We start from the raw sequence: 25,026 nt of genomic DNA, 5'->3' as shown, positions 1-25,026 counted from the left end.
AAACTATGCTAGAACAACTTCAGGAGTTAGACAGGGAATTATTTCTTTTTCTCAATAATCTTGGCACCAAAGAATGGGACTGGTTTTGGGTAATGATTACCGAAAAAGAAGTATCATATCCTCTCTATTTAATTCTTCTCATTTTAATTTATAAAAAAATAAAGTTACGGGGTCTCGTGATTACCATGTTGGTAGTGGCTTTAATGATTACATTCACAGATCAGTTAGCCAATTTTTTCAAAGACTCTTTTGAACGATTAAGGCCCTGCAATGAAGCTTTTATAGAATATGGGAGATATCTCGCGAAACGTTGCGGAAAGTATGGCTATTTCTCTGGCCATGCTATCAGCTCATTTGCTGTAGCTACTCTGATCTCCAGTGTTCTTAAGCCCTATTACAAAAATGTATTTTACTGGATGTTTGCATGGGCCATACTGGTTACGTATAGCCGGATTTATGTCGGAGTACATTATCCCGGAGATATTATAACAGGTGCTTTGATGGGTATCGTAACGGGGTTTTTATTTTTCAAATTCCATCACTATTTGATGGGTAAGTTCAATAATGATTTTAAGCAAAAGTCTTAAGATTTAGCCTTATTCAGTAAATAGTCAGCTGCCTCAAAAGGGCTTAACTCCTGACTGTGAATTTTTTCTAGAACTTCAGGAAATTCAGCTTTGATATTTTCGTTTTGATAAAACTCTTTTTTTAATGAATCTTCGATGGTTTGGGTGAGCCAAAATTTGTTTTGGCTACTTCTTTTTTCTTTAAAAAATCCATTGGATTTCACTTTGGTGAAATAATCAGAAAGCATGTTCCAGGTGTTTTCAATTCCCTCGTTTTTTAAAGCGCTGGCAAGTTTCACTTTAGGGGTCCAGCCGTTAGATTTTGAGGGATACATATGTAAAGCTCGGTTGAATTCAACTTTAGCTTTTTTGGCAGCTTGTATGTTTTCACCATCTGCCTTATTGATGACAATGGCATCTGCCATTTCAATAATCCCACGTTTTATACCCTGTAATTCATCCCCTGCACCCGCGAGTTTTAAAAGCAAAAAGAAGTCTGTCATGCTATGTACAGCCGTTTCACTCTGTCCCACGCCTACCGTCTCTATTAAAAGAATATCAAATCCAGCCGCTTCGCAAAGCAAAATACTTTCTCGTGTTTTTCTCGCTACTCCACCCAAGGATTCTCCAGACGCCGTTGGCCGGATATACGCCTGTGGATGTTGAACCAGTTTTTCCATGCGCGTTTTGTCCCCGAGGATACTGCCTCTGGTTACCGAGCTAGAGGGGTCCACTGCCAATACCGCCACTTTATGGCCCTGGTTAACCAAGAGCAGGCCCAACTGCTCTATAAATGTACTTTTGCCAACGCCGGGGACACCGGTTATACCAATTCTCAGTGACTTATTGGAGTAGGGTAGGCAGGTGGAAATTACGGTTTTGATATCTTCAGTATGCCTTTTGCTTTGACTTTCTATGAGTGTAATCGCCTGGCTCAGATCTGTTTTGTTGCCATTCAAAATACCCTGGGTTAGCTTTTGAATATCTTTAGATTTCCGTCGTAAAGCCTTTATTTTTTCTGCTGAAGATTGACTTAGATTTAAACCAGGGTCACTCTTGGTTTCTTGCAGAGCAGATTTCTTGTTTTTGGACGAAGACATAAATTTACATTTAGTACAAATTTATGAATTCATTCTTTCACTAAGCTCTTGGACTTAGTATATTCGATGGAATTAAAAATATAATTATGAAAACACTCTATACAGCTAAAGCTACTACTACAGGAGGTCGAAAAGGCCATGTCAAAACTGAAGATGGTCCAATAGATATGCCCTTAAGTATGCCTAAAGGTCTTGGTGGCGACGGTGGCGATGGTGTGAATCCAGAGCAGCTTTTTGGTTCTGCTTATTCTGCCTGTTTTGGAGGCGCCCTAAATTTAGTTGCCCAGCAACACAAAGTTGACCTGGGAGATTATAGCGTCACAGCGCATATCAGTATCCATAAAGAAGATGACGGAAACCTACTGCTTTCAGCAGTTTTAGACTCCTACATGCCAGGTGTAAGTGATATTGAAACAGCTGAAACTTTGGTAAATGAAGCTCATGAAATTTGTCCTTTTTCCAGAGCAACTCGAGATAATATAGATGTTACGCTCAATGTTTTGAGAGACGAATAAGTTTTGGATTAAATAAAATTTTTAAAAACCCCGATCTAAGTTGGGGTTTTATTAGTTAAGAACATAAGGCCTCATTTTTATGCTGAATCTGATAAAAGATCACTTTAACCCCTCGTTTTTTTCCATACTTGGCCCTTCTTATTCTGAAGCGGCTTATGTTTCCTTAGACCTGTCTGATAAAAAAACCTCAGAACTCAATCTGGATTTATCCACTGAATTTGCTCTGCAAGACTATTTGGCTGATTATCTCAAATCCAAAGGGGGTAAAGCAGCTTATGGCGGTTATCTGGAAAAAAGAAGTCTTTACGATAGAAGTTCTTATTTTGGCGAGAGTTCGCGTTCACATAAAAGAAATATTCACCTTGGTTTAGATGTGTGGGTAGACGCCGGAGCTCCAGTTTACAGTCCGTTGCCTGGTAAAATTCACAGCCAAAAGGATAACTTGAATTTTGGAGATTATGGACCAACCTTAATTCTTGAGCATGATATCGGTGATTTCAAATTGTATTCTCTCTATGGTCATCTCTCTAGAGAGACTTTACGCATTCATAAAATTGGTGAGGAGATTTCCTTGAAACATCCGGTTGGATATTTAGGAACAAACCAAGTCAATGGTAATTATGCCCCGCATTTACATTTTCAACTTATTTTTGATGTGGGCGATTATATAGGTGATTACCCGGGAGTTTCTTCTGAAACTGATTTAGATTTTTACAGGGCTAACTGCCCGGATCCGAATCTATTACTCAATTTTAAAACTTAAAATTCAACATTAGTTAAAGCCTTTGATTTTGAGTATATTTGCAAAAAAATTAAAAAGACTTGAAACTACATATTAACAACGAGACGTCTAAGCTAAAATCTGTGATTTTAGGCGTCGCCAATTCTAATGGCCCACAGCCAAAACTTGAAGAGGCTTACGATCCCAAATCCATCAAGCATATCAAAGAAGGGACTTATCCTGAAGAATCAGATATGATTGAGGAGTTGGAAGAGGTTGCTTCTATTTTAAAAAAGCATAATGTTGAGGTCTTGAGACCTAGAATTATCGAAAATTACAATCAGATTTTCTCCAGAGATATCGGTTTTGTAATCGAAGATAAATTTATACGTGCCAATATCTTACCCGATAGAGAAAAAGAAATCAAGGCCATCGATTTCGTCCTGGAGACAATCGATCCCGACAAAAAAATAAAACTCCCGGACAACTGTCACGTAGAAGGAGGAGATGTTATGCCGTATGGCGATTTTATTTTGGTTGGAACTTACAGGGGAGAAGATTACGCAGATTATATTACAGCAAGAACCAACGTAGAAGCTGTGGAAGAACTGCAGCGCTTGTTTCCACATAAAACTGTAAAGTCTTTTAATCTCAGAAAATCTAATACAGACCCTAAAGCCAATGCGCTTCATTTGGATTGTTGCTTTCAGCCGGTTGGTGACAAGTATGCGATAATCCACAGAAACGGATTTTTGGAAGAAGAAGAATACGAGTGGTTAGTGAGCCTTTTTGGAAAAGAGAATGTACTGGAAATCGATTCCCAGGAGATGTTTGATATGAACAGCAATATTTTTTCTATTTCTGAAAGCCTTGTCATTTCCGATGTGCATTTTACACGTTTGAATGACTGGTTGAGATCCAAAGGGATTCAGGTAGAAACTGTCAATTACAGAGAAATTGCAAAACAAGAAGGATTGCTGAGATGCTCTACATTGCCTTTGATAAGAGAATAAATGAAACAGACATGATTAAAATAAGCCTTAAGCACACAGTCTAATGATTATTTTAACCATGAAAGTCGACACCTGCCCGACTGTATCATTCAGGCGGATGTGACCCTCAAAAAAATAAACCCATGAAACAGATTACAGATACTTTAGTGATGATTCGTCCAGTTAATTTCAGAATGAATGAAGAAACAGCTGTGAATAACTATTTCCAAAGATCTACCGAAGATCTTCAGGAAACAGTAAATAAGAAAGCGCAAGCAGAATTCGATGCTTTTGCAGATAAACTTAAAGCCGTTGGAGTTCATGTTATTGTCATAGATGATATTGCCAGCCAGGATACACCAGACTCTATCTTTCCTAATAATTGGGTTTCATTTCATGAAAATGGAGATGTGGCTTTGTATCCAATGTTTGCTAAAAACAGACGTAAAGAACGCCGGGAAGATCTTTTTGAAAAGATAGAATCCGAAGGCCGATTTATCAGAAATTTCGTGGACTATACCTCGGCAGAATTAGAAAACATCTTCTTAGAGGGTACGGGAAGTTTGATTTTGGATAGAGAAAACAGAAAAGCTTACTGCGCCTTATCTCCTCGGGCTGATGAAGATTTGATCATAGAATTCTGTGAGGATTTTGAATATACACCCATAATTTTTAATGCTTTCCAGAGTCACGACGGAAAGCGTTTACCTATTTATCATACCAATGTGATGATGTGTATCGCAGAAGAATTCGCTGTGATTTGCCTTGACACCATAGATGATAAAAAGGAATTGAAACTTGTGGCAGACAGCCTCACTCAGGACGGTAAAGAAATCATTACGATTTCTGAGGAACAAATGAATAATTTTGCAGGAAATATGCTTCAGGTTCAGGGCGCATCCGAAAAGTTTTTAGTTATGAGTCAAGCGGCTCATGAGGCTTTGACCGACAAGCAGATTCAATCGATAGAAAAGCATTGTAAAATTTTGAGCAGTGATCTTTCAACTATCGAAACCCATGGCGGGGGCAGTGCTAGATGTATGCTTGCCGAAGTTTTTATCCCTAAGGCGATTCAATAAAAATGGATGAGAGAAAAAAAAGCCATCTGCCTCAGGCAGATGGCTTTTTGCTTAATTCGCTTCTTCACTGATAAATTTTATTCGATAAAGCCGCAATTCTTCTTCGTCGTAATCGCCATCGAATTCATCTATCGCCTCATTTATACTGTCTGTTTTAGCCTCTAAAAAGTAGTCGTGAATTTCTTCCTGTTGCTCTTCATCCAGGATATCGTCCAGCCAGTAATTGATATTGAGTTTGGTTCCACTGTAAACAATGGCCTCCATTTCTTTGATAAAATCTTTCATTTCGAAACCTTTACCCTGTGCAATATCTGAAAGGGGTAGCTTTCTATCCACGTTTTGTATGATGTAAAGCTTATTGGCACTATTTGCCCCCGTGCTTTTTACGACGAGATCATCGGGTCTTAGAATATCATTTTCTTCTACGTAATCCTGAATAAGAGAAATGAATTCTTTTCCAAATTTCTTGGCTTTTCCTTCGCCAACACCATGAATATTGACAAGTTCTTCCGTGCTTATGGGGTATTTTAAAGCCATGTCCTCTAAAGATGGATCCTGAAAAACCACAAATGGCGGCACTTCTTTTCTTTTGGCAATTTTCTTGCGCAAATCCTTAAGCATTTTCAATAGCTTTTCATCGGTTCCCCGTGAAGGTTGAGGAGTTGAACTGCTTGAAGTTGACTGACTGAAATCATTATCCTCGGTCATCATGAAAGAAGATGGATTTTTCAAAAACTCTTCCCCTTTGGGAAGTATCTTGACAACACCGTAGGACTCCAGCTCTTTTTTAAGGAGACCTGAGATGATGACCTGTCTTAATAGAGCGGTCCAGTAGCTTGCAGGCTTATCTTTTCCGGCACCAAAAATATCAAGGCTTTCAACCTTGTTCGATTTAATAAGCACATTGGTTTTGCCAGTAAGGGTATGTACAATTTCTTTGGACTTGAAAAGCTGTCCGGTTTCCTTCACTGCTCTAAGGATAAGTTGAACGTCCTCTTTTGCTTCTTTTTTAGTTTTAGGATAACGTACGTTATCATCCATATCACCGCCTTCACCAGTTTCAGTATCGAACTCTTCACCGAAATAGTGGAGGATATACTTTCTTCTAGAAATTGAGCTTTCAGCAAAAGCGACTACATCTTGTAAGAGAGCATGACCAATTTCCTGTTCAGCGATAGGTTTACCGCTCATAAATTTTTCAAGCTTTTCAATATCTTTATGGTTGTAGTAGGCGATGCAATGTCCTTCGCCACCATCCCTTCCTGCTCTTCCCGTTTCTTGGTAATAGCTTTCAATGCTTTTAGGAATGTCATTATGAATCACAAACCGAACATCGGGTTTATCAATTCCCATCCCAAAGGCAATGGTGGCCACAACAACATCAATATCCTCCATCAAAAACATGTCCTGATGTTTACTTCTTGTTTTAGCGTCTAAGCCAGCGTGGTAAGGAACTGCTTTAATTCCGTTAACTTGAAGGGTTTGAGAAAGTTGTTGCACTCGCTTTCTGCTTAGGCAATAAATGATACCACTTTTGCCGGAATTTTTTTTGACAAATTTTATAATATCAGAATCTACCTCTTCAGTTTTAGGACGAATCTCGTAATACAAATTAGGTCTGTTAAAAGAGGCTTTGAATGTATTTGCATTAGGGATTCTCAAATTTTTGAGAATATCCTCCTGGACTTTGGGCGTAGCCGTAGCTGTAAGTCCAATGATAGGAATATCGTCACCTATACGCTCAATGATATTTTTAAGATTTCTATATTCGGGTCTGAAATCATGTCCCCATTCTGAAATACAATGCGCCTCATCTATCGCTAAAAAAGAAATATTCTCATCTTTTAGAAAATCTATATACTCAGGTTTTGTGAGGGATTCTGGCGCTACGTAAAGCAATTTTGTGATTCCATTTGATATATCCTCCTTGACTTGCTTGACCTGAGTTTTATTCAGGGAGGAGTTTAAAACGTGAGCTACACCTTCGTGTTCTGAAATATTTCTTATGGCATCCACTTGATTTTTCATCAGCGCAATAAGTGGAGAAACAACGATAGCGGTGCCTTCCTTTATCAGAGCTGGAAGTTGATAGCACAAGGATTTTCCTCCGCCTGTGGGCATGATGACAAATGTGTCTTCGTTAGCAATGATGCTTTTTATGACCCTTTCTTGTAATCCTTTGAATTCGCTAAAACCAAAGTATTTTTTTAATTCGTGATGTAAATTGATTTGTTCCAATTGAATTATTACTATTTACTTTTATTTACCTTTGCAAAATTAAATATACGCATTCTTTAAAGGCGTACAGTATTTAAATATAATAATTTATGGAAGATGTAGCAATACAATCTTATGCTAGGGATATCATTCGAATTGAAGCCAAAGCAATAGCAAATCTAGAGAGCCTAATTGACAAGTCTTTTTCTGATGCAGTGCATGCTATTTTTCAGTCTAAAGGCCGTGTAATTCTAACGGGAATTGGCAAAAGTGCTATTATTGCAAGTAAGATTGTAGCTACTCTGAATTCTACAGGAACTCCAGCAATTTTCATGCATGCTGCTGATGCTATACATGGAGATCTGGGAACTATTCTTGAAGACGATATTGTGATTTGTATTTCCAAAAGTGGAAACACTCCTGAAATAAAAGTATTGGCACCACTCATAAAGAATTTCAAAAATACATTGATCGCTATCACAGGGAATAAGGAATCCTTTTTGGGTCAGCAAGCCGATTTTGTTTTAAATTCTTTCGTGGAGAAAGAAGCCTGTCCAAATAATTTGGCTCCAACCACAAGTACAACCGCTCAATTGGTTATGGGAGACGCTTTAGCAGTTTGTTTATTGAAATTAAGAGGCTTTTCCAGTGATGATTTTGCAAAATTCCATCCTGGAGGTGCTTTAGGTAAAACGCTTTATCTGAGAGTAAGTAATATTACCTCTCAAAACATGAAGCCCCAGGTTACATTAAATACACCACTTAAAGACGTTATCGTTGAAATTTCCAAAAATATGCTTGGAGTTACGGCAGTTCTAGACCAGGATAAGGTGGTTGGGATTATTACTGATGGTGATCTCAGACGAATGCTGAGTTCTACAGAGGACTTTACCAAACTCAAGGCTGAAGACATCATGTCCAGAAATCCCAAGACTATAAGTAACTCTGCGATGGCGATTGATGCCTTAGAACTTTTAGAAAAAAACGATATTACTCAACTTATAGCTTTAGATTCTGGAAAATATGCTGGTGTCGTTCACCTTCATAATCTTGTAAAAGAAGGTATTATATAGTATGGCAAAATCCAAGACTAAAAAGAACCCTGATGATATGTCTTTTTTAGACCATCTTGAAGATTTAAGATGGCATTTGTTGCGGGCAACTTTGGCTATATTAGTAGGAGGTGCGATAGCCTTTGCAATGAAATCTTTCATTTTTGATGTGGTTATATTTGGACCAAAACGAGCTGATTTTTATACCTACGATTTACTTTGCAGAATATCTGAGTTTTTTAATATGCAGGAAAGTTTCTGTTTTGACGAACTTCCCTTTAGAATTCAAAGCAGAACTATGGCAGGGCAGTTTAGTGCTCATATCTGGACCTCCATCACCGCGGGCTTTATACTTGCCTTTCCTTATGTGATCTATCAATTTTGGGCATTTATAGCGCCAGGACTCCAATCTACCGAAAAGAAATCTGCCAGAGGTTTCATCTTTGTGACTTCCTTTTTGTTTTTCCTTGGGGTTTTATTTGGCTATTACGTCATCACTCCATTATCAGTTAATTTTTTAGGCAGTTATACAGTAAGTGAAGTCGTTTTTAATGACTTTGACTTGAGTAGTTATATAGGGCTGGTCAGAGCTTCAGTAATTGCCAGTGGACTTATTTTTGAATTGCCTGTTATTATTTATTTCCTTACCAAAGTAGGTCTGGTCACGCCAGAATTTTTGAGGAAAAACAGAAAGTATGCACTGGTTTTTATTTTAATAATTTCTGCATTAATTACTCCACCCGATATCGCCAGTCAGGTAATTGTAGCTATTCCGGTTTTGGTTTTGTATGAAGTGAGTATTTTTATATCCAGATTTGTTGTGAGAAAGCAACGCAAAAAAGAAAAGCAAAAAAATAAATAAATAATTATGATTGATTTAGTAGATGAATTTGAGGCTTATAGAGCTAGAATGAACGGTAAAATTTTAAGTGAAAACAATAAAGTTTTAAAACGCATATTCAACTTGGATACCAATTCTTTCACAGAAGGTGCCTTGGATGTAAAAACCAAAGAGCTATTGGGCCTGGTGTCTTCACTGGTTTTAAGATGTGATGACTGTGTGAAATATCACTTGGAGTCTTCTTATAAAGAAGGTCTTCAAAGAGACCAGGTTGTAGAAGCCTTAAGCATCGGAACGCTAGTAGGAGGAACCATTGTAATTCCTCACCTGAGAAGAGCTTTTGAATACTGGGAAGCCCTAGAAAACAAGTTTGGTAAAACAGAGTAATTTTAAATAAGCGCTATGAAATCTTTAATCCCATTATTTATAAGACTCTTCGCTTACGCAGGTCTTATGTTTATCATGTCTCTGGTCATACAGTTTGATTTTGCCGAAGGTGAAGTTAAAGAGGACTCCTTAATCGAAATCACACAGGAAATCCTTTTATTGATTGGTTCTTTACTGTTGATTGGATTTAGTTCCAAAGCTAAAAATTTTAAAATTTTCAATTTAGCTTTGGGAGGATTCTTAGGGATTCACCTCGTCAGGGAATTTGATTTTTGGCTTAATACGCGGCTTTTTGATAAGGCGTGGCAAGTCATCGCACTGATCATATTAGTGCTTTTAGTCATTATGATTATAAGAAATTGGAAACGGCTGATTTTAGAAATTACGTCGATTTCAAAAACCTATGGCTTTGCTTTTTTGTTTTCAGGACTCATCATTTTACATGTTTTCTCCAGGCTTTATGGCCGAAAACTGATGTGGATAGACTTATTAAGAGGGACGCATGATAAGTATGTTGTAGAGGAGAATGGAGAGAAAATTATACCGCTTAGAGATTTTATGAGGCCTGTAAAAGATGCTTCTGAAGAGAGTATCGAACTGTTAGCATACTCAATTATACTCATCGGTGTTGTTGAGATGATTATCTTTGGAATAAAATCGTCAAGAAAAATAGATTAATGAGCACAAATCAAGCAACTTTAAGAGCAGAGAATCTAGTTAAATCCTATAAGAGCAAAAAAGTTGTAAAAGGCATCAGTGTAGAAGTTACCCAGGGGGAAATCGTAGGGCTTTTAGGCCCTAATGGCGCCGGGAAAACAACCTCATTTTATATGATTGTGGGCTTGATAAAACCAAATGGAGGTCATATATTTTTGGATGAAACCAATATCACCAAATATCCTATGTACAAAAGAGCTCAAAATGGTATTGGTTATCTAGCCCAGGAAGCCTCTATTTTCAGAAAATTGAGTATTGAAGATAACATTATGAGTGTTCTTGAACTCACCGATTTGAATAAAGATGAGCGGGAAGAAAAAATGGAAGCCCTTATCAGTGAGTTTGGCCTGAATCATATCAGAACTAACAGAGGAGATCTGCTCTCTGGTGGGGAGAGGCGTCGAACTGAGATTGCCCGCGCTCTGGCTACAGATCCAAAATTCATTTTGCTGGATGAGCCTTTCGCCGGAGTAGACCCTGTAGCCGTTGAGGATATTCAAAAAATTGTCGCTCAACTTAAAGATAAAAATATCGGAATCTTGATTACCGATCACAATGTTCAAGAAACGCTGGCTATCACAGACAGAACCTATCTTATGTTTGAAGGTGGGATTCTAAAACACGGCGAACCCGAAGACTTAGCTAATGATGAAATGGTGAGGAAAGTGTATCTAGGTCAAAACTTCGAACTGCGTAAGAAAAAAATATTCAAATAATCGCTTAAGTTTTTTGTTTCTTTTTTTCTGCAGCTGGAAATAAGATGTTGTTAAGAATAAGCCTGTAGCCAGGTGATTTTGGATGCAATTCCAGTTCAGTCTTAGGGTCTCCCACTCGATGCTGATAGTCTTCAGGATCGTGTCCGCCATAAAAAGTGAAAAATCCTTTTCCTTTTATACCATGTATATATCGGGCTTCTTCATTTAGCTTATTTTTCCCCATGACCAGAACATTAGATTTGATTTGATCGGGGTTAAACGCAGTGGTTTGCCCCATAAAACCTTTAACCACCGCCGTGTGGTTTTGGCATAGCATGGTCGGAATAGGATCCCATTTTGCTGAGTAATCCATCAATGTGAAATAATCTTGAGATTTTGGAACAGTTCTTTTCTGTGTCATGTCGATGGATGAATATTCATAAACCAGAGGATTTTTCTCCAGAATAAAATCCGTAAATGCCATGGTCTTGGAATAGTCAAGTTTGTTTTGATATCCCGGGTCGGAGGCATCCCCATCAAACATAGGTTCACAGATATCAACTCCATCAGCAGATAAAGCGATATCGAAAGAGTCTGTAGCACTGCACATGGCAAACATAAAACCTCCTCCAATCACATAATCGTTTATTTTTTTGGCTACCGCCAGTTTTTCCTCGGATACTTTCTCGAAGCCTAATGAACGGGCAAGGGCTTTAGCTTCTTTTTTTTCCTGGATGTACCAGGGCGCGGATCTATAGGCACTGTAAAATTTGCCGTATTGTCCCGTAAAATCTTCATGATGAAGGTGAAGCCAGTCATAAAGCAGCAATTCTCCATTAAGCACTTCCTTATCGTATATCGTTTTGTAAGGGATTTCAGCAAATTCCAAAACCATAGTCACCGCATCATCCCAGGGTGCATTTCCCTGAGGGGAATACACCGCAATCTTCGGTGCTTTTTCCAGTAAAACAGCCTCCATATTTTGCGATGGACTGTTGATTGTCCTTAAGATTTCTTCTGATTTAGAATCGGATATGACTTCAAAAGACACGCCTCGAATGGTACATTCTCGTTGAAGTTCTTCAGAAAAAGGAGAAAGAAATGAACCTCCTCTGTAATTGAGCAACCACTGCACCTTCTGGTCTTTTTCCAGAAGCCAGTAAGAAATTCCATAGGCTTTTAAATGGTTGTCCTGAGTCTCAAAATCCATAGGGATTAGAATGAAATTGGAATGTCCATTCCAGCCTGTCAGTATAAGGGCTACAAATATCAGAATTCTCATCTTTAAGTTTAAAAAGGAACTTCATCATCATCTTCACGTCCAAAGTTCTGGTTTGGAGGTGTCGATCCAAAAACATCTTCAGCACTTGGGAATGAAGGTGAATCAGATTTTCCTGAATTCATGCTGGAATTGATTTCAAAAGGCGAATCAAAATTGTCCAGATTCTCAAACTTACCAAGATGGCCTATGAATTTCAGACGAATATTATCCAAGCCTCCATTTCTGTGTTTAGCAATGATAAATTCAGCTTGACCCTGAGTAGGGGTTTGTGCATCGTCATCCCACTCATCAATATCGTAATATTCCGGTCTATAAATGAAAGAGACAATATCGGCATCCTGTTCAATAGCTCCGGATTCTCTCAGATCACTTAGTAGTGGCCTTTTACTTCCTCCGCGAGTTTCCACCGCTCTAGAAAGTTGTGAAAGCGCTAGTACAGGAATATTCAATTCTTTTGCTAAGGCTTTAAGATTTCTGGAAATACTCGAAATCTCCTGTTCTCTGTTTCCGCCTTTCTGAGATCCGCCTCCAGTCATCAGTTGTAAATAATCCACAACGATGAGTTTTATACCATGCTGAGAAGAAAGTCGTCTGGCTTTTGCTCGTAAGTCAAAAATTGAAAGTGAGGGGGTGTCGTCTATAAATAAGGGAGCCTGCTCTAGTGATTTTACTTTCACGTTTAGTTGCTCCCATTCGTGTGGTTCGAGATTTCCGGTTCTCAGTTTTTCTGAGCTCAATCCAGTTTCAGAAGAAATAAGTCGTGTTATCAATTGTACCGAAGACATCTCCAGTGAAAAGAAAGCCACAGGAATGTTTTGGCCTACAGCGATATTTCTTGCCATAGTTAGTGTAAGTGCGGTCTTACCCATCCCAGGACGGGCGGCAATAATGACCAAATCACTAGGTTGCCAGCCTGAGGTTAATTTATCCAAATCTGTAAAGCCAGAAGGCACGCCGCTTAAACCTTCTTTGTTTGAAATTTCTTCAATACGCTTTTTGGCTTGCATCACCAGGTTTTGAGCAGTTTCAGAAGATCGCTTTATATTTCCTTGGGTAACTTCATAAAGTTTGGATTCTGCATGATCCAAAAGGTCGAAGACGTCTGCACTTTCATCGTAAGATTCCTCAATGATTTCATTGGAGATTTTGATCAAGCAGCGTTGGATGTATTTCTGGAGAACAATACGAGAATGGTATTCAATATGAGCTGAAGAGGAAACTTTTTGAGTCAATTGAATCAGATAGTATTCACCTCCAGAGGCTTGCAATTTTTTGGATTTCTTTAATTCTGTGGAAACCGTTAATAAGTCGATCGGATCCCCTTTTTCAAAAAGCAAAATGATTGCTTCATAAATATTTTTATGAGCTTCTTTATAAAAGACATCCGGATGAAGAATGTCGATAACTTCATCAACTCCTTTTTTGTCGATCATCATCGCTCCGAGTATAACCTCTTCCAAATCAATGGCTTGTGGTGGTATTTTTCCTTTTTGAAGGCTGATAACTTCGCTCTTAGGCGAATTTTTATATGAAGATTGAGTCGCGTTTTCCATTCTACGAATGTATATAAAAGCTTATGAAATTTGAGAGAAATGATACAGCTTAACACTCTTGGTTTTCCACAAAGCAATGTTGATAACTGAAATAAAATGTGCATAACTAAAAAAATCCAGAAGAGTCGACTCTGGATTTTTGAGTTAAATTAAGGTTTACAGGGTCTATTCTGAATAAACTCCAATATCGATATATTTTTGCATTCTTTTTTCCACCAAATCTTCTGGGGATAACTTTTTTAATTCCTCAAGTTCTGAGAGAATAGACTCCGTAACTATTTCGAAAGCTTTCTCTCTATTGCTATGTGCCCCACCTATCGGTTCTTTAATAATCTTATCGATTATTTTCAATTTCTTCATGTCGGTAGCTGTCAGTTTTAAGGCTTCCGCTGCAGTTTGTTTGTATTCCCAGCTTCTCCACAATATCGAGGAACAAGATTCTGGAGAAATCACAGAATACCAGGTGTTCTCTAACATCATGACTGTGTCCCCAACGGCAATTCCTAAGGCACCACCACTGGCTCCTTCACCAATTATGATAACAATGATAGGAACTTTTAGCTGACTCATTTCCATGATATTTCTGGCAATAGCCTCTCCTTGTCCTCTTTCTTCAGCTTCAAGACCCGGGAAAGCCCCTGGAGTATCTACTAAAGTTACAATAGGAAGATTAAACTTTTCTGCTTTTTTCATCAAGCGCAGAGCTTTGCGATAGCCTTCAGGATTGGCCATACCAAAATTTCTGTACTGACGCGTTTTTGTATTATAACCTTTCTGCTGACCTATGAACATAAAGCTTTGTTGGTTGATCTTTCCAAGTCCGCCTATCATAGCTTTGTCATCACCAAAATTTCGATCTCCATGCAGTTCCATAAACGTACTGCCACAAATGGCGTTGATGTAATCTAAAGTATAAGGTCTATTGGGATGCCTGGATAATTGTACTCTCTGCCAAGCATTGAGGTTGGAATAAATTTCCTTTTTTTTATTATCGAGTTTTTGTTTGATTTGTTGGCATGTATCGGTCACATCCACTTCGCTATCTTCTCCTATTTCGCAAGCTTTTTCGTATTGCTCTTGCAGGGCTTTTATCGGTAATTCAAAATCTAAATATTCCATGAATACAATGTATTTCTTTAAAAGTCAGTTGGCAAATATATAAAAGATATATCTGTTTATTTTGATATTCATTATTGTTTGTCAAAAGTAAAGAATTGAGCGAAAAAAACCGGATTTTGATATTAGAAGAGGAGATTAGGAAGTAGGATATTAAAAGTAAGATATTGAAAGTGCGATCTGTACTAAGAATTAGGTTACAGGGAGTCGGAATTGAGAATAAGGAGATGAGGCGTTAAAATCTTTAATCTTGTCCTGGCTATTGTTACAAATCATACCGAATGCAGAATAAAGAAAACAAAGAATATTGGAATCAAGAATTTCAATTTTTCTAATTTACTCACGACTCACGACTCACGACTCACGACTCACGACTCACGACTCACGACTCACGACTCACGACTCACTAGCGTTTAGCCTTGATGAGCAAATAAATAGCGAGAATTCCAAACAAGATATTAGAAAACCATACCGCGATCAGCGGTGAAAACGTAGATTTTTCTGCAATGGTTCCAAACACCTTATCCAAAAAGATATAGCCAAAGGCAATAACGATTCCTATCGCCAGATTTACACCCATGCCGCCACGTCTTTTCATCGCTGAAACCGATACAGCAATAATGGTAAGTATAAAGGCAGAAATTGGCACACTCCAGCGTTTGTAAGCAACGATTTGGTAATTGCTTATGTTGGAGGAGCCTCTCCGTTTTTCGGTAGCAATAAAATCTTTTAACTCTCCGTAATCTAGGGTTTCTGCAATGTATTCTACGGGGGTAAGTTCATCAAATTCAAAAGGTAAAACCGTATCCAGAGAAGTTTTTCTATAGATGAGGTCTTCTCGATCTTGAATGATTCTTTTTTCAAAATTATTAAGCGTGTAAGTAGAGTCTGCAGGGTTAAATTTCAATCTGGAAGCCGAAATTTTAAATTTCATTTCATTGTCTTCAAAATGTTCCAAAGTGAAATTTCTTGCCGTTCTCGTTTTAGGCTGAAAGTTAGTTGCAAAAATGAATTCGTTATCATTGACCTGCCTGTAAACATTTGTAGTTTCCTGAGCCTGTCTTCCTTTTTTGAAATATTTATACTTGAATTCGTTAAAACCCTGACTGGCATTGGGAACGAGATACATAGTAAAAATTAAAGCTATACCACAAACCAAAGTTGCTCCTATCAGGTAAGGCCTTAAAAATCTCCAGAAGGAGATCCCCGAACTCAAGATGGCTATAATTTCAGTATTGTTAGCGAGTTTAGAAGTAAACCAAATAATTGAAAGGAATAAAAATATAGGGAAAAGTAAATTGGCGAAATAAATGGTAAAGTTTCCGTAAAAAATCAAAACTTCGTCTAAAGGGACCTCGTTTTCTTTTATATCATCGATTTTTTCTGAAAGATTTACGATGATGCCTATCGGGATAAACATCAGTAACAGCGCAACAAATGTGGCTAAGTATCTTTTCAGTATGTACCAGTCAATTATTTTCAAAAGCCAAAGTTTATAATCTTACCGATAATTTTTTTACCATGATATCTTTCCAAGCTCTAAAGGTTCCTGCCTGAATTTGTCGTCTTGCTTCCCTCACCAGCCAAAGATAAAATCCTAAATTATGAATAGTTGCAATTTGTTTGCCTAATAATTCTTTTACGGAAAATAAATGTTTGAGATAAGCTTTGGAGTATTCTGTATCCACCCAGGTATAACCCGCAGGATCGAGAACAGAAAAATCGTCTTCCCATTTTTTATTTTTGATGTTGATGGTGCCTTCAGCAGTAAATAACATCCCGTTTCTTGCATTTCTCGTAGGCATAACACAATCGAACATGTCCACGCCTAAGGCAATATTTTCCAAAAGATTGGAAGGTGTGCCAACTCCCATGAGGTATCTGGGTTTGTCTTCAGGTAAAATTTCAGTTACGACTTCGGTCATGGCATACATTTCATCATTGGGTTCTCCAACAGATAACCCTCCAATTGCATTTCCTTCTGCACCCACATTGGCAATGTACTCCGCAGATTGTTTTCTCAAATCTTTATAAGTACTTCCTTGTACAATAGGAAACAGAGTCTGATCATGACCATATAGAGGGGAGGTTTTCTTCATATGAGTCATGCAGCGATCCAGCCAGCGATGTGTCATGTGCATAGATCGCTTGGCATAGTTGTAATCGCAGGGGTAGGGTGTGCATTCATCGAAAGCCATGATGATGTCAGCTCCAATTTCTCGTTGCACATCTACAGCGCTTTCTGGAGTGAACAGATGAGTGGAGCCGTCTATATGGGATTTAAATTTGACGCCCTGTTCATTTATTTTTCTATTAGCTGAAAGGGAATATACCTGGTAGCCTCCGCTATCAGTAAGGATATTCCTGTCCCAGTTCATGAATTTGTGGAGTCCTCCGGCTTTTTTTAGGATATCGGTTCCGGGGCGTAAGTAAAGGTGGTAGGTGTTTCCAAGAATAACATCCGGGTTTATTTCTTCTTTCAATTCCCTTTGGTGAACGCCTTTTACAGTAGCAATGGTCCCTACAGGCATAAAAATAGGCGTTTCTATAACGCCATGGTCTGTTGTGATTTTCCCTGCCCGTGCTTTGGAATTCGGGTCTTTGCTCAGTAATTCAAATTTCATATGCATCCTAAATAGCCTGCAAAGATACTCAACTCTATCAAAACAATTTCCCAGACTCAAAGATATTAGGATTGATTCTTCTCCAGCTGAGTATCTTATAATAAATCCTTACTTTTGAGGAATTTTAAATTTTTAATTTATCTCATGTCAACAACACAACATTTGCAAGATTTTGTCACACAAGTAAGAAGAGATATTCTTCGTCAGGTGCATCAGGTAAACTCCGGCCATCCTGGAGGGTCTTTGGGCTGTGCAGAATTTTTTACGGTTCTTTATCAGGAGGTTATGGAATACTCTACAGACTTCGATATGGATGGTAAAAACGAAGATTTATTCTTTCTGTCCAATGGTCACATTTCGCCTGTATTCTACAGCGTTTTAGCTAGATCTGGATTTTTTCCAGTAGAGGAACTCAGTACGTTTAGAAAGATCGATTCCAGACTTCAGGGTCATCCCACCACGCATGAAGGGCTTCCGGGAATCAGAATAGCTTCGGGTTCTCTGGGGCAGGGAATGTCTGTAGCTATAGGTGCTGCACATACCAAAAAAATGAACAAGGACTCTCATTTGGTTTATAGTCTTCACGGCGATGGTGAACTGCAGGAAGGACAAAACTGGGAAGCCATACTTTATGCTGGCTCTAAAGGGGTGGATAATCTTATAGCGACAATCGATTACAATAAAAAGCAAATTGATGGCGCTACAGATGATGTGTTACCGCTCGGTGACTTAAAGAAAAAGTTTGAAGCTTTCGACTGGAAAGTTCTGGAGCTTAAGGAAGGAAATGATGTTGAAGCAATCAGGAAAACCCTGGAAGAAGCAAAAGGACTGACAGGTAATAATCAGCCTATCGTCATACTGATGGACACTGAAATGGGGAATGGTGTTGATTTTATGATGGGAACTCATGCCTGGCATGGAAAAGCTCCTAATGACGAACAACTGGAAACCGCTCTGGCTCAGAACCCGGAAACCCTTGGCGATTATTAAGATTCTCAATTTCCCCGGATAGCTATCGGGACTTGGAAGTGGAGTAATTTTAAAAATATGATAAAACGAATTATTAATTAAAAAATAACCCCGGAATTTCCCTCTCCCTTGGAGGGGGGCTAGGGGAGGCTTATGAAAACATATAAAAATACTGGAAATATAGATACGAGATCTGGATTTGGAGCAGGCTTGACAGAGCTTGGTCAAACCAATCCGAATGTAGTGGCACTTTGTGCAGACCTTACAGGTTCGCTAAAAATGGATGAATTCAAAAAGAATCATCCTGAGCGTTTTTTTCAAATTGGAATTGCGGAAGCGAATATGATTGGTATTGCAGCAGGGATGACCATTGGCGGAAAAATTCCGTTTACAGGAACATTCGCCAATTTTTCTACGGGAAGAGTTTACGATCAGATTAGGCAATCGGTAGCCTATTCCGGAAAAAATGTAAAAATTTGTGCCTCTCATGCGGGCTTAACTTTAGGTGAAGATGGCGCAACGCATCAAATCCTGGAAGATATAGGAATGATGAAAATGCTGCCTGGAATGACAGTTATCAATACCTGCGATTACAATCAGACCAAAGCGGCTACACTTGCTATTGCAGAACATGAAGGCCCTGTCTATTTAAGATTTGGCAGACCTAAAGTAGCTAACTTCACTCCTGAAGACCAAAAATTCGAAATTGGAAAAGCGGTAACACTCACTGAAGGCAACGATGTCACCATTATAGCTACTGGTCATTTGGTTTGGGAAGCTCTGGAAGCCGCCAAAGAATTAGATGAAAAAGGAATTTCAGCTGAAGTGATTAATATTCACACCATCAAACCCCTGGATGAAACCGCTATATTGAAATCAGTCAGAAAAACAAAATGTGTGGTTACGGCAGAAGAACATAATTTTCTGGGTGGTTTAGGAGAAAGTGTAGCTAGAACTTTAGCCCTCAATCATCCAGCGCCACAAGAGTTTGTCGCGACCGAAGATACCTTTGGAGAAAGCGGTGAGCCGCTTATGCTGCTCGATAAATATGGATTGAATGCTAAAGCGATTGCAGAAAAAGCGGAAGCCGTTATTCTGAGAAAGGAATAAATCCAAATGAAAGTGTCAGCCAATGACGCTTTTGTTTGCTTTGATGATATTCAAATTGTTTTGTTTAGGGTCGAGCCTGCGTTCCGCTTAGGAAGGCAGGCTCGATGCTTAAGCATTTAAAATGTCAGATAGCATTAAATAGAAATTTTAGCTCGAAAGCATTTTGACAAAATCGTAAAGGACGCTAAGAACAGGATGGTTTTTAACGTCTTTGCCTTTCAGGAATGCGTCTTCCAGACTGAGGTCTTCTTTTCCGACAATGGCTTTGATCTGCTTATTATTAACTTCTTTATAAGCCATAGACCAGTTTTTAAACTGACGTTCGTTAAGATCTCCGGAATCAAGCAGGATCATATCCGTATGCCTTTTATCTTTGCTTATGGACTGGTAAACTTTATCGATTTCTTCTGCAGGACCTTCTATATATTGCACAAATTTTCCTTGAATAAGCAGTAGAATCCCTGTAATCGCTAAGTGTTTGTTTTTCTCTCTAACTTGAAATAAAAATTCCTCAATACTTTCTTGGGACATAATACGAGATTGAGAACTCATATAGGATACAAATTTTAATGACATTCCGGTCTTGATTGATTAGCACGTAATTTAGTATTTTTTTTGAAATGTGATGGGGTTTTGCGTCTAGGGCTTCACGTCTTAACTTCAAATTTAAGTTAATTCGAGAATTCTTTAGTTTCAAACACTAACTTTGTAAAAAAATATTTGCAATGGAATTAAAATTGACGCGTCCTATCTGTTTTTTTGATCTTGAAACCACAGGGACTAATATTTCAAAAGACAGAATTGTAGAGATTTCGATTTTGAAGGTTTTTGAAAACAACAATAAAGAGAGCTATACGTGGAAGGTTAACCCCGGAATTCCTATTCCAAAGGAAACTACAGCTATACACGGCATTAGTGATGAAGATGTGGCCAATGAACCAAAATTTGAGGAACTGGCTCCAAAAATCAATGCCATGATTAAAGGCTGTGATTTGGCAGGGTATAACAGCAACCGCTTTGATATTCCTCTCCTGGCAGAAGAGATGCTGCGTGTTGGCATCGATTTCGATCTAAAAAAAGTGAATGCCGTAGATGTGCAGACTATTTTTCATAAAAAGGAAAAAAGAACTCTGGAAGCTGCTTATAAATTTTATTGCGATAAAGACCTGACCGATGCGCATAGTGCTGAGGCAGATACCAATGCGACATACGAGGTGTTAAAATCTCAACTGGATCGCTATCCAGATTTGGAAAATGATACCAAATGGCTTTCTGCCTATAGCGCACACAAGAAATTTGCTGATCTCGCTGGTTTTATTATTCTTAATAAAAAAGATGAAGAAGTTTTTGGATTTGGCAAGTTTAGAGGTAAAAAAGTAGAGGATATACTCGAAAAAGAACCCGGTTACTTCGGCTGGATTCAAAATTCTGATTTTCCTCTGTATACCAAGAAAGTTTTGACAGCCATCAAATTGAGAAAATTAGCGACTAAATAAATCATTTACCTATGAAGTTGATTTGCATCGGAAGAAATTATGCTAGCCATATTTCTGAATTAAAAAATGAAAAACCTGAACATCCCGTTGTTTTTCTTAAGCCGGATTCTTCCGTTTTACTGAAAAATAACCCCTTTATTATTCCTTCCTTTTCTGATGAGGTGCACCATGAGGTTGAGGTTTTGGTCAAAATCAAAAAAGTAGGGAAACACATTCAGTCTAAATTTGCTCCTAAGTATTATGACGAAATAGGATTAGGGATTGATTTTACAGCCAGAGATATACAAAATCAATTGAAGGATAAAGGTCTGCCCTGGGAAAAGGCAAAGTGCTTTGACGGTGCGGCGGTAATTGGAGAACACTGGATCTCAAAAACTGAGTTTCAGGAGGTCAACAACATTCAATTCAGATTAGAAAAAAACAAGGAAATCGTTCAGGCAGGATCTACTTCAGAAATGCTTTGGAAGATCGATGAGCTCATCGCGTATGTATCCCAGTACTTTACTTTAAAAATAGGCGATATCATTTTTACAGGAACGCCTTCAGGAGTTGGTCGAGTGAAAGAAGGAGATGTTTTGGAGGGCTTTATAGAAGAGTCTTCTTGTTTTACAATACAGGTAAAATAAATTATGCAAGCAGAAATAATCACCATAGGCGATGAAATACTCATCGGTCAAATCATCGATACCAATTCAGCCTTCATAGCTAAACAGCTTAACAAGATCGGCATTGATGTGTATCAGATTTCTTCTATTCAAGACGAAAAAACTCACATACTCAATGCTCTAAAAGAAGCTTCCGCCCGATCTAATATTGTTATTATTACGGGAGGACTGGGTCCAACCAAAGATGATATTACCAAGCATACCTTTTGCGAGTATTTCAATGACGAACTGGTGCTGGATGAAAAAGTTCTGGCCCACGTTGAAGATATTTTTGCTAAGTATGTTTCCACGCCTATTCTGGAGACGAATAAGTCTCAGGCCTGGATGCCCTCTCAGGCTATACCTCTGCATAATGAATATGGTACTGCCCCGGGAATGTGGTTTGAAAATGATGACGTTGTTTATATTTCTATGCCGGGTGTGCCTTATGAAATGAAGGCTATTTTTACGGAACAGGCTCTGCCCAGGCTTCAGGACAGGTTTAGAACGCCATACATTATCCATAAAACGGTGCTGACCTATGGTTTAGGCGAAAGCGCTATTGCAGATCGAATAGAAGACTGGGAAAATCAATTGCCGCCTTTCATTAAACTTGCTTATCTGCCAAGTTTGGGTAGAGTGAGGCTGAGGTTGAGCGCAAGAGGAGAAGATGAAGCAGAGTTGAAATCTGGTCTTGATGAAGCTGTCGAAAGTCTCAACAGGATTATTGGGGATATCATTAAAGGTTATGAAGATGAACAGACGCTTGAGGAACGAATCGCTGAAGCTTTTACGACGAAAGGCAAAACTTTAGTCACTGCCGAAAGCTGTACAGGAGGAAGACTGGCAGCTAAGTTTACTGAAATTCCCGGAGCCTCAAAGTATTTTACAGGTTCTGTGGTAAGTTATGCTACCTCAGCAAAAAATGATGTTTTGCAAATTTCAGAAGAACTGGTTGAAAAATATTCTGTTGTAAGTTCAGAAATCACGAAGGCTATGGCTGAAAAAGCGCAAACGATGTTCGAATCTGATTTCGCCATTGCTACAACTGGAAATGCCGGTCCAACCAAGGGCGATAGCGATGCTGAAATTGGGACTGTATTTATTGCTGTTGCCACCCCGCAGGAGACCCAGGTACACGAATTCCAGTTTGGTAAGCATCGGGAACGCGTGACTCAAAAGGCGGTCAATAAGGCGTTGGAACTGATTTATGAGTCTATTTTAAAAAAATAAAAATCAGCGAAATTTATTTTTTCTAATTCAGAAAAAAGTCGTTAATTTGCATCCTGTTTTTAATAACACCTAAAAGTATATATAATGTCAAGAGTTTGTGAGCTTACTGGAAAAAGAGCATTGTCTGGAAATAACGTTTCCCACGCATTAAATAGAACTAGACGTAAATTTAGCGTCAACTTGGTTAAGAAGAGATTTTATATCCCTGAAGAAGATAAATGGATCACCCTTAAAGTATCGACTTCCATCTTAAAAACCATCAATAAAAAAGGAATCCATGCCGTTTTGAAAGAAGCTCGTGCTAAAGGATTCTTGACTAAATAAGATTTTATAAAGCATTAAGATTATGGCAAAGAAAGGCAATAGAGTTCAGGTAATAATGGAGTGTACAGAGCATAAAGAATCTGGACTTCCTGGAACTTCAAGATATATTACAACTAAGAACAAAAGAAATACTCCGGATAGACTAGAGCTTAAAAAGTTCAATCCTATCATGAAGAAAATGACTGTTCACAAAGAAATTAAATAAGTTATGGCAAAGAAATCGGTTGGTACAATACAGACAGGAACAAAAAGACTTACCAAAGCTATCAAAATGGTAAAATCACCAAAATCTGGTGCATATGTCTTTGAAGAAAAAATTATGGCTCCAGAGGATGTCAATGATTTTTTAAAGAGCAAATAAATTTAAGACTTTATTATACATGAAGCCGTCGCTAACTATGCGATGGCTTTTTTGTTTTTGTCTATCTTTGTTCACTCTGTAGTGCGCTTGATTATAACCTTGATACATAGTAACGATGAGTTTTTTTAAAAAAATATTTTCTAAGGAGAAAAAAGAGAAACTGGACGAAGGTCTGGAGAAGTCTAAAACTGACTTTTTTGGAAAGCTGAGCAAGGCCGTTGCCGGAAAATCCAAAGTTGACGAAAGCGTTCTGGATGATCTTGAAGAAATTCTTGTTTCTAGCGATGTAGGTGTCACAACTACGATCAAGATCATAGACAGAATTGAGGCCCGGGTTGCTAAAGACAAATACCTGGGCACCGACGAACTCAATCTCATCTTAAGGGAAGAAATAGCAGGCTTGCTGAGTGAATCCGAAACTGGTGAGTTAGAAAGTTTGGAGTTGCCCGAAGGCAAAAAGCCGTATGTGATTATGGTGGTTGGTGTGAATGGTGTTGGGAAAACAACCACGATAGGTAAACTCGCTAAACAATACAAATCGAAAGGAAAAAAAGTAGTTTTAGGGGCTGGAGATACGTTTCGAGCAGCTGCCGTCGATCAGCTTCAGATCTGGGCAGATCGGGTAGGCGTTTCTATCGTTAAGCAAAAGATGGGAAGCGATCCCGCCTCAGTTGCGTTTGATACGGTTCAAAGTGCTGTTAAGCAGGAGGCTGATGTGGTTATTCTAGATACTGCAGGCCGACTTCACAATAAAGTAAATTTGATGAATGAGCTTACCAAAATTAAGCGTGTGATGCAGAAAGTGATCCCAAATGTTCCTGACGAAGTGCTTTTGGTTTTGGATGGTTCTACGGGGCAGAATGCCTTTGAGCAAGCCAAGCAATTTACTGCTGCAACCGAAGTTACAGCTTTGGCGATTACCAAACTTGATGGTACAGCCAAAGGAGGAGTCGTTATTGGAATAAGCGATCAATTCAAAATCCCTGTGAAGTATATCGGAGTAGGTGAAGGCGTGGATGATCTTCAGATCTTTAATAAATACGAATTTGTTGATTCATTTTTTTCAAATAAATAATTCATGACCGCACAAAAACCGAAGCCGTTTACAGCTGAAAAAAACAAACTGATCATCACCAAAATAATCGTGATTTACTCGGCTTTCTTTTTGGTGTTGAAAATTTCAGCGATTATACAGGGAGGCTGGGTGGTTACCAACTTATTGGTGGCTTTGCCTTTGGTCCTTTTAGGTCTGCTTGGATATTATTTCTTAAAAACCAATACCACCAACTGGATTTATGCTATTGGTAGTATTGTGCTGGTTTCTGTCATGCGGTATTACGAGCAAGACCTGACGATTTGGATCCACAATCTTGTTTCATAAAGGCAAATGAGTTGCTTTGCGTCTTTTACATAAGCTTTAAGTTAACATGCT

Annotated in this window: 28 protein-coding genes; 20 read left to right on the top strand and 8 right to left on the bottom strand. The window is 38.5% G+C overall.

Going from position 1 to position 25,026, the window contains the following annotated elements; all coding sequences use genetic code 11:
- Positions 1 to 5 precede the first annotated feature (5 nt).
- The gene (locus tag BLP81_RS06860; RefSeq protein WP_093367540.1) at positions 6 to 587 is read left to right on the top strand and encodes a phosphatase PAP2 family protein; all 582 of its coding nucleotides are present in this window, start codon (positions 6 to 8) and stop codon (positions 585 to 587) included.
- On the opposite strand, the gene meaB is transcribed toward BLP81_RS06860, so the two are convergent.
- A complete protein-coding gene (gene meaB, locus BLP81_RS06855; protein WP_093367537.1) occupies positions 584 to 1,666 on the bottom strand; it encodes a methylmalonyl Co-A mutase-associated GTPase MeaB in 1,083 nt (360 codons plus the stop codon). The genes BLP81_RS06860 and meaB overlap by 4 nt on opposite strands.
- 86 nt (positions 1,667 to 1,752) lie before the next feature.
- Between meaB and BLP81_RS06850 the strand changes: the two genes are divergently transcribed.
- From BLP81_RS06850 to ctlX, 4 genes are all read left to right on the top strand, one after another.
- The gene (locus BLP81_RS06850; RefSeq protein ID WP_093367534.1) at positions 1,753 to 2,181 is read left to right on the top strand and encodes an organic hydroperoxide resistance protein; all 429 of its coding nucleotides are present in this window, start codon (positions 1,753 to 1,755) and stop codon (positions 2,179 to 2,181) included.
- Positions 2,182 to 2,260: 79 nt separating this feature from the next.
- Positions 2,261 to 2,944: a peptidoglycan DD-metalloendopeptidase family protein gene (locus BLP81_RS06845; RefSeq protein ID WP_093367531.1), complete on the top strand. Its 684-nt coding sequence runs from the start codon at positions 2,261 to 2,263 to the stop codon at positions 2,942 to 2,944.
- A 59-nt stretch (positions 2,945 to 3,003) separates the two neighbouring features.
- Positions 3,004 to 3,915: a dimethylarginine dimethylaminohydrolase family protein gene (locus tag BLP81_RS06840; RefSeq protein WP_093367528.1), complete on the top strand. Its 912-nt coding sequence runs from the start codon at positions 3,004 to 3,006 to the stop codon at positions 3,913 to 3,915.
- A gap of 122 nt (positions 3,916 to 4,037) precedes the next feature.
- Positions 4,038 to 4,973, top strand: coding sequence for a citrulline utilization hydrolase CtlX (gene ctlX / locus BLP81_RS06835; RefSeq protein WP_093367526.1), 936 nt, complete (start codon positions 4,038 to 4,040; stop codon positions 4,971 to 4,973).
- A gap of 51 nt (positions 4,974 to 5,024) precedes the next feature.
- Here ctlX and recQ read toward each other — a convergent pair whose 3' ends face one another.
- Complete coding sequence (gene recQ / locus BLP81_RS06830) at positions 5,025 to 7,211, bottom strand: DNA helicase RecQ (RefSeq protein ID WP_093367523.1); 2,187 nt, start codon at positions 7,209 to 7,211, stop codon at positions 5,025 to 5,027.
- A gap of 89 nt (positions 7,212 to 7,300) precedes the next feature.
- Between recQ and BLP81_RS06825 the strand changes: the two genes are divergently transcribed.
- The 5 genes from BLP81_RS06825 to lptB are packed head-to-tail and all read left to right on the top strand — an operon-like array spanning position 7,301 to position 10,903.
- The gene (locus tag BLP81_RS06825; protein WP_093367520.1) at positions 7,301 to 8,263 is read left to right on the top strand and encodes a KpsF/GutQ family sugar-phosphate isomerase; all 963 of its coding nucleotides are present in this window, start codon (positions 7,301 to 7,303) and stop codon (positions 8,261 to 8,263) included.
- A 1-nt stretch (position 8,264) separates the two neighbouring features.
- Complete coding sequence (gene tatC / locus BLP81_RS06820; protein WP_093367517.1) at positions 8,265 to 9,104, top strand: twin-arginine translocase subunit TatC; 840 nt, start codon at positions 8,265 to 8,267, stop codon at positions 9,102 to 9,104.
- Positions 9,105 to 9,110: 6 nt separating this feature from the next.
- Positions 9,111 to 9,470, top strand: a complete 360-nt coding sequence (locus tag BLP81_RS06815; RefSeq protein ID WP_093367514.1) for a carboxymuconolactone decarboxylase family protein — start codon at positions 9,111 to 9,113, stop codon at positions 9,468 to 9,470.
- Between the two features lie 15 nt (positions 9,471 to 9,485).
- Positions 9,486 to 10,148, top strand: coding sequence for a hypothetical protein (locus BLP81_RS06810; RefSeq protein ID WP_093367511.1), 663 nt, complete (start codon positions 9,486 to 9,488; stop codon positions 10,146 to 10,148).
- Positions 10,148 to 10,903 (top strand): LPS export ABC transporter ATP-binding protein, encoded by a 756-nt coding sequence (lptB, locus tag BLP81_RS06805; RefSeq protein WP_093367504.1) that lies wholly within the window; start codon positions 10,148 to 10,150, stop codon positions 10,901 to 10,903. The genes BLP81_RS06810 and lptB overlap by 1 nt, the downstream gene beginning before the upstream one ends.
- 4 nt (positions 10,904 to 10,907) lie before the next feature.
- Here the strand turns inward: lptB and BLP81_RS06800 are convergent, their stop codons facing one another.
- The 5 genes from BLP81_RS06800 to tgt all read right to left on the bottom strand — a co-directional run bounded on the left by BLP81_RS06800 (position 10,908) and on the right by tgt (position 17,457).
- Positions 10,908 to 12,164 (bottom strand): asparagine synthetase B, encoded by a 1,257-nt coding sequence (locus BLP81_RS06800; protein ID WP_176752694.1) that lies wholly within the window; start codon positions 12,162 to 12,164, stop codon positions 10,908 to 10,910.
- A gap of 8 nt (positions 12,165 to 12,172) precedes the next feature.
- Positions 12,173 to 13,717: a replicative DNA helicase gene (dnaB, locus tag BLP81_RS06795; RefSeq protein ID WP_093367501.1), complete on the bottom strand. Its 1,545-nt coding sequence runs from the start codon at positions 13,715 to 13,717 to the stop codon at positions 12,173 to 12,175.
- 165 nt (positions 13,718 to 13,882) lie between these two features.
- Positions 13,883 to 14,836: an acetyl-CoA carboxylase carboxyltransferase subunit alpha gene (locus BLP81_RS06790; RefSeq protein WP_093367498.1), complete on the bottom strand. Its 954-nt coding sequence runs from the start codon at positions 14,834 to 14,836 to the stop codon at positions 13,883 to 13,885.
- Between the two features lie 403 nt (positions 14,837 to 15,239).
- Entirely contained in the window at positions 15,240 to 16,316 is a 1,077-nt protein-coding gene (locus BLP81_RS06780) for an LptF/LptG family permease (RefSeq protein WP_093367492.1), read from the bottom strand.
- 10 nt (positions 16,317 to 16,326) lie between these two features.
- Positions 16,327 to 17,457: a tRNA guanosine(34) transglycosylase Tgt gene (gene tgt, locus BLP81_RS06775; protein ID WP_093367636.1), complete on the bottom strand. Its 1,131-nt coding sequence runs from the start codon at positions 17,455 to 17,457 to the stop codon at positions 16,327 to 16,329.
- A gap of 144 nt (positions 17,458 to 17,601) precedes the next feature.
- Here tgt and BLP81_RS06770 point away from each other — a divergent pair, with 144 nt between their 5' ends.
- Both BLP81_RS06770 and BLP81_RS06765 read left to right on the top strand, forming a co-directional pair.
- Complete coding sequence (locus tag BLP81_RS06770) at positions 17,602 to 18,447, top strand: transketolase (RefSeq protein ID WP_093367489.1); 846 nt, start codon at positions 17,602 to 17,604, stop codon at positions 18,445 to 18,447.
- A gap of 132 nt (positions 18,448 to 18,579) precedes the next feature.
- Positions 18,580 to 19,536, top strand: coding sequence for a transketolase family protein (locus BLP81_RS06765; RefSeq protein WP_093367486.1), 957 nt, complete (start codon positions 18,580 to 18,582; stop codon positions 19,534 to 19,536).
- 147 nt (positions 19,537 to 19,683) lie between these two features.
- On the opposite strand, the gene BLP81_RS06760 is transcribed toward BLP81_RS06765, so the two are convergent.
- Positions 19,684 to 20,112, bottom strand: a complete 429-nt coding sequence (locus BLP81_RS06760; protein ID WP_093367483.1) for a BLUF domain-containing protein — start codon at positions 20,110 to 20,112, stop codon at positions 19,684 to 19,686.
- A 149-nt stretch (positions 20,113 to 20,261) separates the two neighbouring features.
- On the opposite strand from BLP81_RS06760, the gene BLP81_RS06755 reads away from it, so the two are divergent.
- From BLP81_RS06755 to BLP81_RS06720, 8 genes are all read left to right on the top strand, one after another.
- A complete protein-coding gene (locus BLP81_RS06755; RefSeq protein ID WP_093367480.1) occupies positions 20,262 to 21,032 on the top strand; it encodes a 3'-5' exonuclease in 771 nt (256 codons plus the stop codon).
- 11 nt (positions 21,033 to 21,043) lie between these two features.
- Positions 21,044 to 21,658, top strand: coding sequence for a fumarylacetoacetate hydrolase family protein (locus BLP81_RS06750; RefSeq protein ID WP_093367477.1), 615 nt, complete (start codon positions 21,044 to 21,046; stop codon positions 21,656 to 21,658).
- 3 nt (positions 21,659 to 21,661) lie between these two features.
- A complete protein-coding gene (locus BLP81_RS06745; protein WP_093367474.1) occupies positions 21,662 to 22,909 on the top strand; it encodes a competence/damage-inducible protein A in 1,248 nt (415 codons plus the stop codon).
- 84 nt (positions 22,910 to 22,993) lie between these two features.
- Complete coding sequence (gene rpmB / locus BLP81_RS06740) at positions 22,994 to 23,233, top strand: 50S ribosomal protein L28 (RefSeq protein ID WP_093367471.1); 240 nt, start codon at positions 22,994 to 22,996, stop codon at positions 23,231 to 23,233.
- Between the two features lie 22 nt (positions 23,234 to 23,255).
- Positions 23,256 to 23,438, top strand: coding sequence for a 50S ribosomal protein L33 (gene rpmG / locus BLP81_RS06735; protein ID WP_003440979.1), 183 nt, complete (start codon positions 23,256 to 23,258; stop codon positions 23,436 to 23,438).
- Positions 23,439 to 23,441: 3 nt separating this feature from the next.
- Complete coding sequence (locus tag BLP81_RS06730; RefSeq protein ID WP_093367469.1) at positions 23,442 to 23,594, top strand: DUF4295 domain-containing protein; 153 nt, start codon at positions 23,442 to 23,444, stop codon at positions 23,592 to 23,594.
- Positions 23,595 to 23,709: 115 nt separating this feature from the next.
- Entirely contained in the window at positions 23,710 to 24,669 is a 960-nt protein-coding gene (ftsY, locus tag BLP81_RS06725) for a signal recognition particle-docking protein FtsY (protein WP_093367466.1), read from the top strand.
- A 3-nt stretch (positions 24,670 to 24,672) separates the two neighbouring features.
- Complete coding sequence (locus tag BLP81_RS06720) at positions 24,673 to 24,975, top strand: hypothetical protein (protein WP_093367463.1); 303 nt, start codon at positions 24,673 to 24,675, stop codon at positions 24,973 to 24,975.
- Positions 24,976 to 25,026 lie beyond the last annotated feature (51 nt).

The organism is Psychroflexus sediminis, from assembly GCF_900099815.1.
Classification (GTDB): domain Bacteria; phylum Bacteroidota; class Bacteroidia; order Flavobacteriales; family Flavobacteriaceae; genus Psychroflexus; species Psychroflexus sediminis.
The sequence above is the reverse complement of the archived record's forward strand: the minus strand, read 5'-3'. Positions and strand labels throughout refer to the sequence as shown.

Excerpts from the sequence above, each read along its gene's own strand:
- BLP81_RS06845 (WP_093367531.1), top strand. The coding sequence starts at position 2,261 with ATGCTGAATCTGATAAAAGATCACTTTAACCCCTCGTTTTTTTCCATA.
- BLP81_RS06765 (WP_093367486.1), top strand. The coding sequence starts at position 18,580 with ATGAAAACATATAAAAATACTGGAAATATAGATACGAGATCTGGATTT.
- BLP81_RS06815 (WP_093367514.1), top strand. The coding sequence starts at position 9,111 with ATGATTGATTTAGTAGATGAATTTGAGGCTTATAGAGCTAGAATGAAC.
- BLP81_RS06760 (WP_093367483.1), bottom strand. The coding sequence starts at position 20,112 with ATGTCATTAAAATTTGTATCCTATATGAGTTCTCAATCTCGTATTATG.
- rpmB (WP_093367471.1), top strand. The coding sequence starts at position 22,994 with ATGTCAAGAGTTTGTGAGCTTACTGGAAAAAGAGCATTGTCTGGAAAT.
- BLP81_RS06810 (WP_093367511.1), top strand. The coding sequence starts at position 9,486 with ATGAAATCTTTAATCCCATTATTTATAAGACTCTTCGCTTACGCAGGT.
- rpmG (WP_003440979.1), top strand. The coding sequence starts at position 23,256 with ATGGCAAAGAAAGGCAATAGAGTTCAGGTAATAATGGAGTGTACAGAG.
- lptB (WP_093367504.1), top strand. The coding sequence starts at position 10,148 with ATGAGCACAAATCAAGCAACTTTAAGAGCAGAGAATCTAGTTAAATCC.
- dnaB (WP_093367501.1), bottom strand. The coding sequence starts at position 13,717 with ATGGAAAACGCGACTCAATCTTCATATAAAAATTCGCCTAAGAGCGAA.
- BLP81_RS06755 (WP_093367480.1), top strand. The coding sequence starts at position 20,262 with ATGGAATTAAAATTGACGCGTCCTATCTGTTTTTTTGATCTTGAAACC.
- BLP81_RS06745 (WP_093367474.1), top strand. The coding sequence starts at position 21,662 with ATGCAAGCAGAAATAATCACCATAGGCGATGAAATACTCATCGGTCAA.
- BLP81_RS06860 (WP_093367540.1), top strand. The coding sequence starts at position 6 with ATGCTAGAACAACTTCAGGAGTTAGACAGGGAATTATTTCTTTTTCTC.
- tatC (WP_093367517.1), top strand. The coding sequence starts at position 8,265 with ATGGCAAAATCCAAGACTAAAAAGAACCCTGATGATATGTCTTTTTTA.
- ftsY (WP_093367466.1), top strand. The coding sequence starts at position 23,710 with ATGAGTTTTTTTAAAAAAATATTTTCTAAGGAGAAAAAAGAGAAACTG.
- BLP81_RS06790 (WP_093367498.1), bottom strand. The coding sequence starts at position 14,836 with ATGGAATATTTAGATTTTGAATTACCGATAAAAGCCCTGCAAGAGCAA.
- tgt (WP_093367636.1), bottom strand. The coding sequence starts at position 17,457 with ATGAAATTTGAATTACTGAGCAAAGACCCGAATTCCAAAGCACGGGCA.
- BLP81_RS06850 (WP_093367534.1), top strand. The coding sequence starts at position 1,753 with ATGAAAACACTCTATACAGCTAAAGCTACTACTACAGGAGGTCGAAAA.
- BLP81_RS06720 (WP_093367463.1), top strand. The coding sequence starts at position 24,673 with ATGACCGCACAAAAACCGAAGCCGTTTACAGCTGAAAAAAACAAACTG.
- BLP81_RS06770 (WP_093367489.1), top strand. The coding sequence starts at position 17,602 with ATGTCAACAACACAACATTTGCAAGATTTTGTCACACAAGTAAGAAGA.
- BLP81_RS06750 (WP_093367477.1), top strand. The coding sequence starts at position 21,044 with ATGAAGTTGATTTGCATCGGAAGAAATTATGCTAGCCATATTTCTGAA.
- BLP81_RS06800 (WP_176752694.1), bottom strand. The coding sequence starts at position 12,164 with ATGAGAATTCTGATATTTGTAGCCCTTATACTGACAGGCTGGAATGGA.
- BLP81_RS06825 (WP_093367520.1), top strand. The coding sequence starts at position 7,301 with ATGGAAGATGTAGCAATACAATCTTATGCTAGGGATATCATTCGAATT.
- meaB (WP_093367537.1), bottom strand. The coding sequence starts at position 1,666 with ATGTCTTCGTCCAAAAACAAGAAATCTGCTCTGCAAGAAACCAAGAGT.
- BLP81_RS06730 (WP_093367469.1), top strand. The coding sequence starts at position 23,442 with ATGGCAAAGAAATCGGTTGGTACAATACAGACAGGAACAAAAAGACTT.
- ctlX (WP_093367526.1), top strand. The coding sequence starts at position 4,038 with ATGAAACAGATTACAGATACTTTAGTGATGATTCGTCCAGTTAATTTC.